At 30.2% G+C, this 14560-nt stretch carries 11 protein-coding genes, 1 pseudogene and 1 riboswitch; of the genes and pseudogenes, 5 read left to right on the top strand and 7 right to left on the bottom strand.

Features of this window, described 5'->3' with window-relative positions:
- Positions 1 to 297 precede the first annotated feature (297 nt).
- Positions 298 to 2100, top strand: coding sequence for a glutamine--fructose-6-phosphate transaminase (isomerizing) (gene glmS / locus RWQ74_RS06440; protein ID WP_314397457.1), 1803 nt, complete (start codon positions 298 to 300; stop codon positions 2098 to 2100).
- Between the two features lie 133 nt (positions 2101 to 2233).
- Positions 2234 to 2346, top strand: a riboswitch (FMN riboswitch).
- Positions 2347 to 2551: 205 nt separating this feature from the next.
- Positions 2552 to 3112 (top strand): ECF transporter S component, encoded by a 561-nt coding sequence (locus tag RWQ74_RS06445; protein WP_314397458.1) that lies wholly within the window; start codon positions 2552 to 2554, stop codon positions 3110 to 3112.
- 150 nt (positions 3113 to 3262) lie between these two features.
- Here RWQ74_RS06445 and RWQ74_RS06450 read toward each other — a convergent pair whose 3' ends face one another.
- Positions 3263 to 3619, bottom strand: a complete 357-nt coding sequence (locus RWQ74_RS06450) for a DUF1310 family protein (protein WP_314397459.1) — start codon at positions 3617 to 3619, stop codon at positions 3263 to 3265.
- 321 nt (positions 3620 to 3940) lie between these two features.
- Here RWQ74_RS06450 and hemH point away from each other — a divergent pair, with 321 nt between their 5' ends.
- Positions 3941 to 5089, top strand: a complete 1149-nt coding sequence (hemH, locus tag RWQ74_RS06455) for a ferrochelatase (protein ID WP_314397460.1) — start codon at positions 3941 to 3943, stop codon at positions 5087 to 5089.
- 306 nt (positions 5090 to 5395) lie between these two features.
- Here the strand turns inward: hemH and yidD are convergent, their stop codons facing one another.
- Positions 5396 to 5647, bottom strand: a complete 252-nt coding sequence (gene yidD, locus RWQ74_RS06460; RefSeq protein WP_314397461.1) for a membrane protein insertion efficiency factor YidD — start codon at positions 5645 to 5647, stop codon at positions 5396 to 5398.
- Positions 5648 to 5899: 252 nt separating this feature from the next.
- Between yidD and RWQ74_RS06465 the strand changes: the two genes are divergently transcribed.
- Positions 5900 to 6334 (top strand): DNA starvation/stationary phase protection protein, encoded by a 435-nt coding sequence (locus tag RWQ74_RS06465; RefSeq protein WP_314397462.1) that lies wholly within the window; start codon positions 5900 to 5902, stop codon positions 6332 to 6334.
- A gap of 101 nt (positions 6335 to 6435) precedes the next feature.
- Here the strand turns inward: RWQ74_RS06465 and yycI are convergent, their stop codons facing one another.
- From yycI to RWQ74_RS08705, 5 genes and pseudogenes are all read right to left on the bottom strand, one after another.
- Complete coding sequence (gene yycI / locus RWQ74_RS06470; RefSeq protein WP_314397463.1) at positions 6436 to 7236, bottom strand: two-component system regulatory protein YycI; 801 nt, start codon at positions 7234 to 7236, stop codon at positions 6436 to 6438.
- Positions 7233 to 8546, bottom strand: coding sequence for a two-component system activity regulator YycH (yycH, locus tag RWQ74_RS06475; protein ID WP_314397465.1), 1314 nt, complete (start codon positions 8544 to 8546; stop codon positions 7233 to 7235). Before yycH ends, yycI begins: the two co-directional genes overlap by 4 nt.
- 11 nt (positions 8547 to 8557) lie before the next feature.
- Positions 8558 to 10486, bottom strand: coding sequence for an ATP-binding protein (locus RWQ74_RS06480; protein ID WP_314397466.1), 1929 nt, complete (start codon positions 10484 to 10486; stop codon positions 8558 to 8560).
- On the bottom strand, positions 10486 to 11190 hold the full coding sequence (gene yycF, locus RWQ74_RS06485) for a response regulator YycF (RefSeq protein ID WP_314397467.1): 705 nt from the start codon (positions 11188 to 11190) through the stop codon (positions 10486 to 10488). The genes RWQ74_RS06480 and yycF overlap by 1 nt, the downstream gene beginning before the upstream one ends.
- A gap of 1108 nt (positions 11191 to 12298) precedes the next feature.
- Positions 12299 to 13294 (bottom strand): annotated as a pseudogene (locus tag RWQ74_RS08705) (hypothetical protein).
- 281 nt (positions 13295 to 13575) lie between these two features.
- On the opposite strand from RWQ74_RS08705, the gene RWQ74_RS06500 reads away from it, so the two are divergent.
- Positions 13576 to 14130 (top strand): flavodoxin family protein, encoded by a 555-nt coding sequence (locus RWQ74_RS06500; protein WP_314397471.1) that lies wholly within the window; start codon positions 13576 to 13578, stop codon positions 14128 to 14130.
- Positions 14131 to 14560 lie beyond the last annotated feature (430 nt).

Below are 14560 nucleotides of genomic sequence, written 5' to 3' on the forward strand. Positions count from 1 at the left end.
GAAATATTTAGATATAGCGTATGCAACAGCAACTTAGTTTTTAAGGAAGAATGACAAAAAAACTTTAGTTGCCACTGCTGGGGTGCACTTTACTATTCCTAGGAACTCAGTAATAGCATAATACCCTTCAAAATCATTATCGCCTCTCTATAGGCTCATTATGTCTTCTTTTAAGGTTTACATAAATTCGAAGGAGTATATTAAACTCAATGAAGTATAATAACCATGAGCATAGGTATAAAACTTTATAGTACTTTCTATAAAAATAATCAAAGAAAAAAGCGAGGAATTTTTAATATGTGTGGAATTGTAGGATTTGTTGGAGAAGCAAATGGAGTTAAATTTTTAATCGATGGACTTAGCAGCCTTGAGTATCGTGGATACGACTCAGCCGGTATTGCTGGTGTTGTTAACGGAGAAGCTAGTGTTACTAAGTCTGTAGGTCGTATTAAAAACCTAGAAGCCCTAATACCTGAAGGACTTCACCTAGAATTAGGTATTGGTCACACACGTTGGGCTACTCACGGTGGAGTTAACACAACTAACTCTCACCCTCACCAAAGCTTCAACAAACGTTTTATTTTAGTTCACAATGGAGTTATCGAAAACTTCCAAGAACTTAAAGAAAGATTTTTCAAAGGTGTAGAACTTGTTTCTGAAACTGATACTGAAGTTATCGTTCAATTAGTACAAGTTTATAGCGATCGTGGTCTTGATACTAAAGAAGCTTTCAAAAAAGCTGTATCAAAACTTCAAGGTTCTTATGCACTTTGTTTAATCGATACAGAAGATAAAGACACATTATATGTAGCAAAAAATAAGAGTCCACTTCTTATCGGACTAGGAGAAGAAAATAAAAACTATGTTGGTAGTGATGCTTTAGCAATGATTAAGTACACTAACAACTTCTTAGAAATCAATGATGGTGAATTTGTTATCGTGAAAAAAGATAGCATAACTATCGAAGATAAAGAAGGTAATGTTGTAGAACGTGAAAGTTTCTCGACTAACTTAAACGCTGGAGAAATCGATAAAGGTATCCACGAACATTACATGATTAAAGAAATTCATGAGCAAGTAGGAGCTATGCGTAACATCATCTCTCACTACTTCGATGGACATGATATTAATATTAACAGCGAAATTATTAACAATGTAAAAGATGCAGATAGATTATACATTATCGGATGTGGTACAAGTTACAACGCTGGTTTAGTAGGAAGAAACTACTTTGAAAAATGGGCTGGTATACCTACAGAGGTACACTTAGCATCAGAATTTGCTTACAACGTACCATTATTATCAAAAAAACCAATGTTCATCTTCCTTTCTCAATCAGGAGAAACAGCTGATCTTCGCGCTGTACTTACAAAATTACGCAGCGTAAATGCAGATTATAAGTTCTTAGTACTTACTAACGTTGATGCTTCAACTCTATCTCGTGAATGTGACTATACGTTATTACTTCACGCAGGTGTTGAAATCGCCGTTGCCTCTACTAAAGCATACACTGCTCAAATCGCAACATTAAGCATACTAGCTTATGAAGTAGCTAGGCAAATTGCTAAACAACCTAAATTTGATATCGAGCAAGAGTTATCAGTAATTACTTCTGCAATCGAATCAATTTTAGATGATACAAAAACTATAAGAAACTTAGCTAAAAACTTATTCACAGAGCGTAATGCATTCTATATCGGACGTGGAATCGACTACTATAGTGCATGTGAAGCAGCATTAAAACTTAAAGAAGTTTCTTACATTCAAACAGAAGGGTTTGCCGGAGGAGAATTAAAACACGGTACTATCGCTCTTATTGAAGAAAGAACACCTGTTGTAGCTCTTATAACAAGTGCTAAACTAGACTTAAATACACGCAGTAACGTAAGTGAGGTAGCTAGCCGTGGTGCTAATACTCTAATCATTACATTAGAAAAATTAGCTCGTAAAGGTGACTACGCAATCCCTAACGTAAACGAAGATCTTGCTCCAATCGCAAGTATCGTAGTTACACAATTATTCGCGTACTACGCAGCTTACACTAAAGGACTAGATGTGGATAAACCACGTAACTTAGCTAAATCAGTAACAGTAGAATAATAATTAAATATTATAAATAATGGGAGTAGCTCAATTTAACAAAGTTACTCTCATCTTTTTTAAAAAAAGTTAAACCTTTTCACTTTACAACCTAGAGACTTCGGTTTATAATAAACGTATAAATAATAAATTTAATTATCTTCGGGGCAGGGTGAAATTCCCGACCGGCGGTCAAAGTCCGCGAGCGCAAGCTGATTTGGTGAAATTCCAAAACCGACAGTAAAGTCTGGATGATAGAAGATATAGATAAGTAAACTTACACATGCAGTCTATTACGTATGTATTTTTGTTGTACTGCTTATAATGTAACGCTTATTTTTCATACCTTTCAGTCCCGCTTTAAAATTTTTAAAGTGGTGTTTTTTATATCTAACGTAGATTTAGAATACACCTTTTTAAGAATAGTATTGCGGCTATTTTATTGCCTATGAAGATAGGAAAGAGGTTTTAAATGTATAAAAAAAATATTCACTCACTAGTTTTGAGTGGTATGCTTGCAGTTATTGCTCTACTTCTATCTTTTTTTAGTTTTGCTGTGCCATTCTTGCCACCATTTCTAAAATTTGATTTTACGTTCATTCCGCTATTCATGGCGTTGTTATTATTAGGATATAAAGATGCACTTTTAGTGTCATTCTTAAAAAATTTCCTACACTTCGCTTTATTATCACATGAACCAATCGGATCAATCGCTAATATAGTAGTAGAATTCACTTTTATCAGTATCATCGTTCTTTTCTACAAAAAAGGTACTGCTAAGACTATTATCGGTGGAATCTTAGGAACACTAGCAATAACAGTATTTATGTCACTTCTTAACTACTTCGTATTACTTCCAGCATATGGATATATTATGAACCTAGCAGACATCGTGACTAATGTAAAAACAATCGTAGCTGTTGGTATAATACCATTCAACCTACTTAAAGGTGCTTTAGTAACATTCTTATTCTTCGTTACTAAGAGTGTTTATAAATCAATACCAACTAGTATTCGTAGCCGTTTTGCATAATAATATTAGCTACTAATTAATTTAACCATGAAAAATCCTCCATTACATCACCTTACTGTAATGGAGGATTCCTTTTTTATAAATTTCCTAGGGAATATTTAGCATACTTATTCAAGAAAATTAAAAAATCAATTTTCTGCCCCTTAACTGCTATTTGTTTAACAATTCATCCAGTTTTTCTGAATGCGAAACTTCTTCTACATTAGTATCTTTTTCATTAAGAACTGTATCAATATTTAGCTTCTCGTCATTATTCACTATTAGACGTGCGTAAATTTTCTCTCCGACATTTCTAATACTCTCATAGTCAATTTTATAATCTTTAATCTTTGCTTTTGCAGTGAATGCAAGTTTATCTTTTTCTAAAATTATTTTTTCATAAAAACCACGTGCATCAGCAGTCTTCACGATTCTAACAATTTCTTTATATTTAGGATTATTTTTCATATAAATAACGCCACCAATCGCCGCAATGAAAGTTATCGCTCCGAATATTTTCTTTCTCATTTAACTCTTCCTCCTTTTTCTTCAACCAATTGGAGATTCTTAAACTCCCTCATTAGTAAACTTTCAAGTTAACTTTTATATTATAACTTTTTTGGTTTTTTTGCAATAGTTTTTTTTATTCAATTTTATCAAACTAAAAACAATATCAATTACCTTATTTTGCCACAATTTCCTACCAGTAAAATAAACATATTAAACCACCTTTATACAACTTTTATCCCTAATCAATAATAATTATCTGTAATAACTTATTAATACGTGTGTTTTAGTACAAAAAATGTTATAATTATACATGACTAGACTATTTAGAGAGGTTATAAAATGAGTAAAGCTATTTTAGTAATGACATATGGAACACCTGAAGAATATACATTCGAAGGTATAGCAAAATTTTTCACAAATATTAGAAGAGGAGTCCGTCCTAACGACGAAGAAATCAATCTACTTTTAAAAAATTATCTTCGCATTGATGGCTCTCCTCTTCAAGAAATTACACTTAAAGAAGTTGACCTTTTAAGAGAATCTGTAAAAGATGAATATAAAGTATACTTTGCCAATAAATTTTCTTCACCTTATATCCCTGATATAATTTCAGAAATGGAAGATGATGGTATCGAAGAATGTATCTGTTTAATTCTTGAACCACATTATTCATTCTACTCTATTATGGGTTACGAAAGATTTATTAAGAGTGATAAAATTAAATTCAATATAATAAAATCTTGGTACAAAGAAGAGAAGTTAATTGAATTCTGGGCAGATGAAATTAAAAAAATTATTACTGAAGAAATAATAGAAGATAGCTACAAAGTAATTTTCTCTGCACACAGTGTACCCGAAATAGCATTAAAATATAATGATCCATACGTGAATCAAATCTTTGATATGACAAAACTTATAGCTGAAAAAATAGGTCTTGAAAAAGAAAACTATACGAATACTTGGCAAAGTGAAAGTGATATTGGGATGCCATGGATTAAACCTGATGTTCTTGAGTACTTAAGAGAGCAAAAAGAGCATCCTAAGCATTATATATTTGTTCCACTTAGCTTTATAAGCGAGCATATCGAAGTTCTTTTCGATAACGATGTTGAATGTCGAGAACTTTGTGAGGACTTTGGAGTAACTTATCATAGATCACCTATGCCGAACTACGATTCTCGTTTAATCGATGCTCTTGTGTCAACGATTGAAGCTAACAAAAACAATCCTTTTATTTCTCATAATCCAGAGAAAACAACATTTAATGAAATGAATAAACCTCAAGGAGAAATGCCGGACTTCGTTAAAGAAATGTTGGCTAATAAAAAGGATGGTGAAAAGCCTGAAATGCCGGACTTCGTTAAGAAAATGCTAGCTAATAAAAAAGATGGTGAAAAGCCTGAAATGCCGGACTTCGTTAAAAAGATGTTAGCTAATAAAAAAGATGGCAAAAAGTTAGAGATGCCGGACTTCGTAAAAAAATGTTAACTAATAAAAATGCTAATACAAAAATTAAAATCCTTCATCTTATAAAAAAGATAATAAGTAGAAAATAAAACTGAATAAATTTTTTCCAAAATTAAAATAAAACTCTGTTACCTTCTTTCCAGTAGCAGAGGGAGTGACTCAAAAATCATGATTTCTTAAGAAACAAGATTTTCCCGAGTCACTCCCGCATAGTTTATTAGATATCTAAAAAGCTTTTATACAGCAAATTTAGATATCGATAAACCTCTGTATCTATGAGTTCTCATATGAATTTTGTTAAATTTTAGGACTTTTGGGGCAGTCTCTTTATTTTTTCCTTGTAAATTTAAAAATATCCCTTTTAAACAAAGGTACATTATCAAAGTACTCCCCTTTATAAAAAGGATGGCACTTTAACAGCCTCTTCACCGTTAAATACGTCCCTAAGAAAAAACCAAATCTCTTATAACTCTCTAAAGCATAACTTGAGCATGTAGGAGAAAATCTACATGTTGGTTTTGTGTAACGAGATATGTATCTCCTATATAAATTTATTAAAAATATGCACAATCTTGCCATCGATTCTACTCCTTTCATAAATAATTTTATCAACATAGAATGTTTATTTCAACTTATTCAACCAAAATTCTCGTCCTTCATCATAAATAATGATTATCATTTATAATTTTTCACCTCAGGAAACATTGATAAATCAACATTCTTTTTAGAGAATAATTCTCAATAACTTTTATGAGCTTATTAACTTTACATAAGAAATTCATAGTGCTATAATTTAAGCATAAATTCAAAAATAAAGGAGAAAAATTAAAAATGACACGTACAACAGAATTAAACAAACTTGTTGCTAACTTAACAGTATTATACACAAAATTACACAGCTTCCACTGGTATGTAAAAGGACGTAGCTTCTACACACTGCACGAAGTATTTGAAAACTACTACAACTACACAACAGAATCTTTAGATGAGGTTGCTGAAAGATTATTAGCAATTGGAGGGCGTCCAGTTTCTACGCTTAAAGGTGCTTTAGAAATCGCAACAATCCAAGAAGCAACTGAACAAGAAACAACTTCTGAAATGGTTACAGCTGTATTCCACGACTTCGAATTACTAATCAATGATTTAACTCACCTTATGGGGGTTGCTGAAGACGAAGGAGATCAAGGTACTTCTGACTTAGCATTAGGATTAAAAACTCAATTAGAGAAAAACGTTTGGATGCTAAAAGCTTACTTAGCTGACTAACATAAAATCATAAAAAACTATTCATCACATTAGGTAATTCACCAAAACTTTTGGTGTGGTTCCTTGCTGCAATGAATAGTTTTTTATTTTAATATCTATTACTATAAACTTTGACCTTTCCTATTCAACACATTCAAGTTTATAGCATCCACATAGTAATTACTAACTCGTCCATCTTTATCACTTATTTCTACATTCCACGTAGGTATCAACACTTGATTTTCTGTTTGCGAAATATAGGTATAATATCCTAAAGTAGCACGAACACGACAGTTTTTAGGAATTAAATCTTCGTGATACAACCTATTTATCGCCTGGTTAGATGAGACTAATGTTTCATTCTTATCTTTTCTTATATTCGAAACGCCTGTTAATGTGAAGTTTTTTATATCTCCATTTTTTTCAACACTAAAAACTATTCGTGCATTCTTATTAGAAAATACCCTAAAACTATCTATTTGTTGTTCATAAATAACTTCATTTTTTGAGGAATTGTAACTAGAAAAAATATAATTTGCACTCAGCTTCATCTTCTCCAATAGAAATGAATCTAACTCACCTCTATAACTACTTTTATTTACATTCGTAATAGCATTTTCTGAACTAACCTTTAATATAGATGTCTTATCTATATTTTCAACTTCGTACTTTAAACTACCTTCTTCTTTTCTAACATCTTTCAAATCTGAAATTGTTACATTTACATAGCCAAGATTATCGCGTTTTGTAGTATTTTCTTCTACAGTTATGTTATCATTTTTCATAGCACGCTCTATTATTTCTTTTTCCTGAACAATTTCTGTTTTATTCTTTTGAACAGTATACGCATAAAATGTTAACAAGACAGCATTTAACGCAACAAATAGGTAAATAAATAATGTCTTCATCTTACCCCAGTTCATAGTCTCTCTCCCTTGTTTATCATTTCTTTTAATTTTTTAAAACTTACATACCTATCATTATATTTCACATACCATGCTGGCACATAACTAAAACTATTTCTATCTTTATTATAGATCTTATCATATCCTAAAACTATATCACTTATTTCTTTAAGATTTACTTTATCATAAAGATAATTAATTACATATTCAGTCTTCTCAACAGAATACAGTTCCGCTTCTTTTGATGAAAGATAAGTTTTTGTCAGTTTTTTCGGTGATGTTAATCTGTAGATTCCACTACTATTATCCTCTGAAATAATATCCGCATGCCCGTCTTTACTAAAAGCTATAGATTCTTTATGTGCCTCTTGGAAAATAGTGATGCCATCTAAAGCTGTTGTAAGCTGATAGTTTGTATCACCTGCGTATCCCAACTCTAAAAAGCTCATAGTATTATTTATAGCTACTGTAGCCCCTACCTCTTTTCCACCTTCATTAGATGGATTTGTATACAATAATCTATTATTTATAGATCTTAGTATTCCATAACCATCAGTCACTTCATCTTCATTACTAATTCTAAGATTATCTTTTTTCTCAAAAATATCCTTAGCCAATTTATTTAAGTTAACATCTTCTGTACTATATTCATCTATAGTATTATCCTCGTCAGATTCTTTCAAATAGATAAACTTATTATTTAGACTGTATTTGGCATAATTTTGCTTTTTCTCATTAAACTTAGCATTTACTTTACCATATATTTCTTCCTTCAAAATAATCTGTAGATAGTTTTTATCATCTTTCTTATATAGATAAATCATATTAGGTCTATCCTTAAGTAACACTATCGTATCAAATTCTAAACTTATATTAGAATTTTCCCCAGAAAAGAATAGCGGTTTTACCAATGCAGAGTCTAAAGTCACCTGATAATTTACCATAATTTTTTCAACATTATTCGTTGTAATATCCTCTATATTTCGGTTTCTAACCCTAGACTCTGTACTCTCACTATCTGAGATTATCGACAACAAATCTTTCAATACCCTTTTATTTTTTATAGCATCGACAGTTGCAACCTTCGTTATAGAATTCTGAACTATCGGCTCTTCTCTTGATCCTTCATAGTTTTTCACAACACTATCAGGAATTAAAAAGTTTAAAAGACTATTTTTGTCTGATTCAACTGACTTTTGAGTAGATCTTTTCGTAAAAATCTCGTAATCTGGTTGATAAGTGATAATAAGATAAGATAGAGTTAAACTCATTAGAACTAGTATTCCTAATACAACTGATTTAACAATTTCTTTCCTTTTTCTTTTCATATTATTTACCTCTATAACCATTCATCATCAATTTGTTCACAAGGGAGCGTTACAAATATTATACTTCCGTACCCTTCTCTACTTTGTGCCCAAATACGACCTTTATGGGCATCTACAATAGTCTTAGCTAACGCTAATCCTAAACCTGTTCCTCCCATACTTCTTTGCCTACTCTTATCAACTCTATAGAACCTATTAAAGATTTTGTCAATGTGAACTAATGGAATACCTACACCTTCATCTTTAATTGAGATACTTACCCTATTATGATGATAATTTTGTCTAACTCTCACCGTGATATTTTTACCATCTGGAGAATATTTTATCGCATTATTAACAATATTATCAAATACCTGTGTAAGTTTATCCTGATCTCCCTCTATGAATATCGGACTCTTAGGAATATGTTTTATAAAGTTTTTCTCAGGATGTGTTAAAGCGAATCTATCGGTAATCTGTTCAAGCATTTTATTTATATCTATAAACTCTTTTTCATAATGCTCTTCTTTAATATCCATCTTACCAAGTTGCATTAATTCGTTTACCATTCTAATCATACGAGTAGTCTCTTTGTGAATAGTATCAATAAACTGTGGTGCTAGCTCCTTATCTTCAAGCACACCTTCTTCTAGTGCTTCAATATAACTGTTCATCGTCGTTAGAGGTGTACGAAGTTCGTGTGATACAGTCGATACGAATTCACGACGCTCTTTTTCTTGACGTTCTTGATCAGTTACATCATAAAGTACAATAATATATCCCTCTAACTCCGTTGACATCTGAGTTAAATCTTCTTTATCTTCTTTTTCTATCTTAGAAATTTCAGCTCGTAAAAGCAATTCATCATCACTTTTTGAAGTATTCACTAGCAGACTATCTTCCGCTTCTAATATTTCCTCTATACTCTCATATTCAGTAATATTCAGAATTTTCAACACATCTTTTCCGATGAAAATTTCATCATTACGACCACCTAGCATATCCTCGGCACTTGTATTTATAAGGATTATTCTACCATTATTATCCGTTGTAATAATCCCATCCATCATACTCTCGATAATCGTCGCAAGTTTCCTACGTTCAGTCTCAGTCACAGCCTGCTCTTCTTCAATTCTTTTAGAAATTTGGTTAAACACTTTTGCCAAATCTCCAATCTCATCATCCGCATCTATTCCAACTACCGTACCATAGTTTCCTAAAGCCATCTTCTTAACCTGCGAACTCATCTTCTCTATAGAACTCGTTACCGTTTTTGAAGCGACAAATCCAATAACCGTAGTAATCAATATAGATAGGATAGTTCCTACTATGAAGATTTTAGAAATGCTATTTACCTCTTGATAAACACTTTCGATATCTGCCATAAGAGATATTACACCAACAACCTCATTATCCTTTTTAACAGGACTTACATAAATCCAAACACGCTTATTACTATCAGCATTGTTTTGAATCTGCTTAGTACTCTCTCCTGTTTTTATAACCTGACTTACCAGTGGATCGAATGATCTTTTAGCAAGATACTCATCATTTCCATTTTTTGAAGAAGTCGCTAAGATTTTTGATTCATTATCTATAACGTTTACTAATAATAACTTTTGAATATTAAATTCACTAACAAGCTTAGCTATACCACTCTTAGAATCTCTACTGTTTTTTTCAGTCTCATTTTGAACAAGATTATCACCTAAAACTTTCGAATTATCATTATTGCTGCCATTAATCTTATCAAGTTCTTCTCGCACGTGATAGTTTAATATTTTTTCTTGTTCAATAATATTTTGTTCAAATGTATTTATATTACTATTTCTTAATTGCGTTGTAAAGAACAATCCGATAAGTTGTAATGAAATAATATTAACTAACACATACACTATTACGAACTTTGTTCGAATTGATGAAAAGAATCTTTTCTTAAATCTCTTCTCGAAAAAACTCATTACTCTTCTCCTATAAAGTACCCAACACCACGGCGGGTCATTATATATTCAGGTTGTGATGAATCATTCTCTACTTTTTCACGTAATCTTCTTACAGTTACGTCCACAGTCCTTACATCACCAAAGTAATCATAACCCCACACTGTTTGCAGTAAATTTTCACGTGTTAAAACTTGTCCACGGTGTTGTGCTAAATAATAGAATAAATCAAATTCTCTACGTGTTAAGTCGATTTCTTCACCATTTTTCTTGATAACGTAAGCCTCTGGATAAATAACAATATCCTTAATCACAAGATCTCCGCTGATTTTTTCTTCAACAACTTCTTCTTGTTGCTTAGTAACACGACGTAGATTTACCTTGACCCTAGCCATAAGTTCACGTGTTGAGAATGGTTTCGTTACATAGTCATCCGCTCCAAACTCAAGTCCAAGAACTTTATCTATCTCACTATTTTTCGCCGTTAACATAATGATAGGGATATTCTTTTTAGCACGTACTTCTCTACACACTTCCATTCCATCTTTTTTAGGTAGCATTAAATCTAACAAAATTAAGTCTGGATTATCATTAAAAGCAAGTTCTACCGCTTTTTCTCCATCATTAGCGACGATTACATCGTAACCTTCTTTTTTTAAGTTAAACTCTAGTATATTAGCGATCGGTTCTTCATCATCGACCACTAGTATTTTATATTCTGCCATTTTCTTCCTCCTTAGATTTATACTAAGTATTAAATAATATATATTTCTAATTATATTTTTTATAAAACATTTTTTAGAGTATACTTTTTATTTTTTAACCTGTATATTCTCGTCGTTGTGAGTATATACATAGTTATCAATATTATATCATTTTTTTCTATGAAGTTACAACTTTAAGCAAACGATTAACTCTCTATCAGTGTAGTATTACAATTGATGTGAGACAAAATAAAAAAAAGAAGAGTAAATCCTGTATAATGAAATTACAACAAATCAAAAAAAGGAATTTACTCTTATAAAAACTATTATAGGCGATTTTTTCGCTATAAAATAAAAAGCCGAAGTATAAAATAAAATTAAAAATAAGGACAAAATTAGATGTTTTAAGACATTTTGAAACAAATTAAGTAATAATTTATCTAAAAATAAAATAATAATTAAAAATACCCTTTTAAAATTATAATTAAGGTTACTATATATGAATTTAATTTAATATAAAAAATAAAGTGTCTAACCCTTAATATAATGATTAATTTTTAGAAAATGTATTATTTAGACTTACATATTGATTACATATGGTTTTCATGATATTTTAGAGCTGTAAATATATTTACCGTTGGCTATTGTTGGATAATTATAATAAATTTTCTACAGTAAAAGTTGGTGATATTATTGATGGTAAAAAAGTTGAAAAGGTACAGTAATTTATGTTTGAATTTTTAAAAATAATTATTAGTTTATTAATTTGGATATTAGTTTTTTATTTATTTAAATTCCTTTCTAAAAGAAATTTAAAATTAGTGATTGCATTTAATCTATGTATATATGTTTATGGTATATTATATTATTATAATAATACAAATTTAAAGTATATTTGGTTGGCGATACTTTTTTCAATAGTTATGATGAAAAAATAAAAAATATAGATTTAGGCAACAATTGAAGTGAGATATTGAGTAAGCCGCAAGGTTCACGCAAATATCTTACGTTAGATTAGTTGCCTTTTGATTTTTTGTTTCAAAAAATCAAATAAATATATTGTATATGTTATATGAAGCAATATAAAAAAAGACTCCTCATCTGACAAAAACGTCAGACAAGGAATCTATTATAGTTCTTCTTTTTTCTTCGCAATATTGTCTAATATAGCTTTGATAAAAAACTCAAAATTAACATTATAAGGATTTTTATTCAAGTTATCTATCACTGTATTACTTACTAATAGAACATTCAGTTGATTCTCTAATTCTTCTATACGCTCTTCTGAAAAATTACTAAGAATACCTACCTCGGCTAGGCTAAAATCTTTGTATTCTAGCGATAACAACTCATCATTATCTCTCTTCTCAAAAGAACCATCAAATGATTTTCTATATACATCTAAGAAACTTTTTATACCGTGCATTCCAGCTTCTTTTACAATAATTTCATCACCCACATAATAGCCAATTGCCAACAACTCAGAAATTCTTGTAAATATATCATATTCAGAAACAACTCTCTTTACATCACCTGTGAAAGTTGCTTTTTTAATAGCCGTTTTCTTTACATTTCTAAGATATTTTTTCATACGAGCAGTGTACAATTCACCATCTTTTTCCTTATCCATAAAAATATCTATACCTCCGATTAAATATATCGGAGCTGCATTAAAAACGATACTTTTCTATACATCATACTCAATCGCAACACGTTGTGCGATACTTCCTCCCAGTGAGTGACCTGTTAAAATAATATCATCACCATATTTTTTCTTCATGCGTGTATAAAATCTATAACATGGTGTCATATGTTCTGCTTGTCCTAAGCAAATTCCAACAACATCAGCATACATATCCTTTTGCCTATCAAAATAAAAATTCGTTCCCGTATAAGATAAAATATAATTCTCTTCAGCGGAGTTTTCAAATAACGCTCCACTACTTCCTGTTTTCTTATCATAAAAGCTAGTCACATAATTCAATTCTTTTGGGTAACTTCCTACCGTTTTTTGTAAATTAACATATTCTCGTATCATAGCCTTAGGTACTTTTATCTTATCCATCGCTTCTATATGGTATACAATAAACGATGCATAACTAGTTAGCTCAAACAACCTTTCCATTCTCTTCTCCTATCACTATACTACTTGATTTTCTTTATTATCAATTAGTATTTTATCATAAACCATAAATTATTTCCTATTTTTTAGTTGAAATCAGATTCTAATAGGTTAATTTTTCAATTTTTTTAATTTTTATTCTCCTCGAATTTTATAATTGATTATTATTTTCAGTTATTAGTTTAAAATAGAATATTTTTTTGTTATAATAATTATATGAATTTAATTAATACGGTATTAATTTTTAAAAATATTATTCCAACATCCTAGGTAGGAGGCTTATTATGAAAATTTTACTTGCTTACTCTAGCAAAACAAAAAACACTAAAAAAGTAGCAGAAGCAATCTACGAACAGATAAAAACTTTAGGGGAAGTAGATTTACTCGACATAAAAAAACAGCGAAAAAAACTAGAAAAAGAATATGATTTCTATATTCTAGGTGCTTGGACAGATAAAACTAACGCCAACAAAAATATGCAACGTTTTATCGATCAACAAGAAATACATGGTAAAGATGTCGCATTATTTTTAACTTGTGGTGTCCCACGTGAACATTATCACGCCGATGATTCTATTAATAATTATATTACCTTTATGGAAGAGAGAAACAATAGAATCCATGAAACTTTCGTCTGTCAAGGCAAGGTTGATCCAAAGGTTATAATAGTTTTCAAAATCCTTACTTGGCGTGATCCTAACTTTATTCACAAAGTTACACCAGATCTTGCCGACATGGTTAAAGAATCAAAAAAACACCCAGATTCGAAAGATTTAAAAGATGCTCAAAGTTGTTTTAGCAATCTACTAGAACATAAAATATCACACGCATTAGCATAACTTAACACTAAAACAAAGGTAGTTATCCGTTTTTAAGGATTTCTACCTTTTTTTACACAATATACTATTTTTAAAATTCTATTTTATCAATTCTTATCTTATAAATAAATATATAGCAAACTAATTTTTTCATTAATTAGGACTTTTAACAATATAAATTAACCAAACTATTTTAATTAATATATATTAATTTATAAGTTTACTTTATAAAAATCACATCCTTATAAAACCTATAATAATAGTGACTTTTAGATTAGATATCACTCTTAAGAGTTATAACCACTATCTCTTTTATAAACAGCACACCTTATCTTTAAATATTAAAATTTCACTATTACTTAAAAATATTTTGACTTTTATTAAAATTAATTGTAGAATAACTAAAGTGATATACTATTATATCATTAAACTAAATATTGAAATTTTAGCT

The organism is uncultured Gemella sp., from assembly GCF_963525165.1.
Taxonomy (GTDB): Bacteria; Bacillota; Bacilli; order Staphylococcales; family Gemellaceae; genus Gemella.

Bases quoted from the DNA above. Each gene is read 5' to 3' on its own strand.
- glmS (WP_314397457.1), top strand. From the start codon at position 298: ATGTGTGGAATTGTAGGATTTGTTGGAGAAGCAAATGGAGTTAAATTT.
- RWQ74_RS06445 (WP_314397458.1), top strand. From the start codon at position 2,552: ATGTATAAAAAAAATATTCACTCACTAGTTTTGAGTGGTATGCTTGCA.
- RWQ74_RS06450 (WP_314397459.1), bottom strand. From the start codon at position 3,619: ATGAGAAAGAAAATATTCGGAGCGATAACTTTCATTGCGGCGATTGGT.
- hemH (WP_314397460.1), top strand. From the start codon at position 3,941: ATGAGTAAAGCTATTTTAGTAATGACATATGGAACACCTGAAGAATAT.
- yidD (WP_314397461.1), bottom strand. From the start codon at position 5,647: ATGGCAAGATTGTGCATATTTTTAATAAATTTATATAGGAGATACATA.
- RWQ74_RS06465 (WP_314397462.1), top strand. From the start codon at position 5,900: ATGACACGTACAACAGAATTAAACAAACTTGTTGCTAACTTAACAGTA.
- yycI (WP_314397463.1), bottom strand. From the start codon at position 7,236: ATGAACTGGGGTAAGATGAAGACATTATTTATTTACCTATTTGTTGCG.
- yycH (WP_314397465.1), bottom strand. From the start codon at position 8,546: ATGAAAAGAAAAAGGAAAGAAATTGTTAAATCAGTTGTATTAGGAATA.
- RWQ74_RS06480 (WP_314397466.1), bottom strand. From the start codon at position 10,486: ATGAGTTTTTTCGAGAAGAGATTTAAGAAAAGATTCTTTTCATCAATT.
- yycF (WP_314397467.1), bottom strand. From the start codon at position 11,190: ATGGCAGAATATAAAATACTAGTGGTCGATGATGAAGAACCGATCGCT.
- RWQ74_RS06500 (WP_314397471.1), top strand. From the start codon at position 13,576: ATGAAAATTTTACTTGCTTACTCTAGCAAAACAAAAAACACTAAAAAA.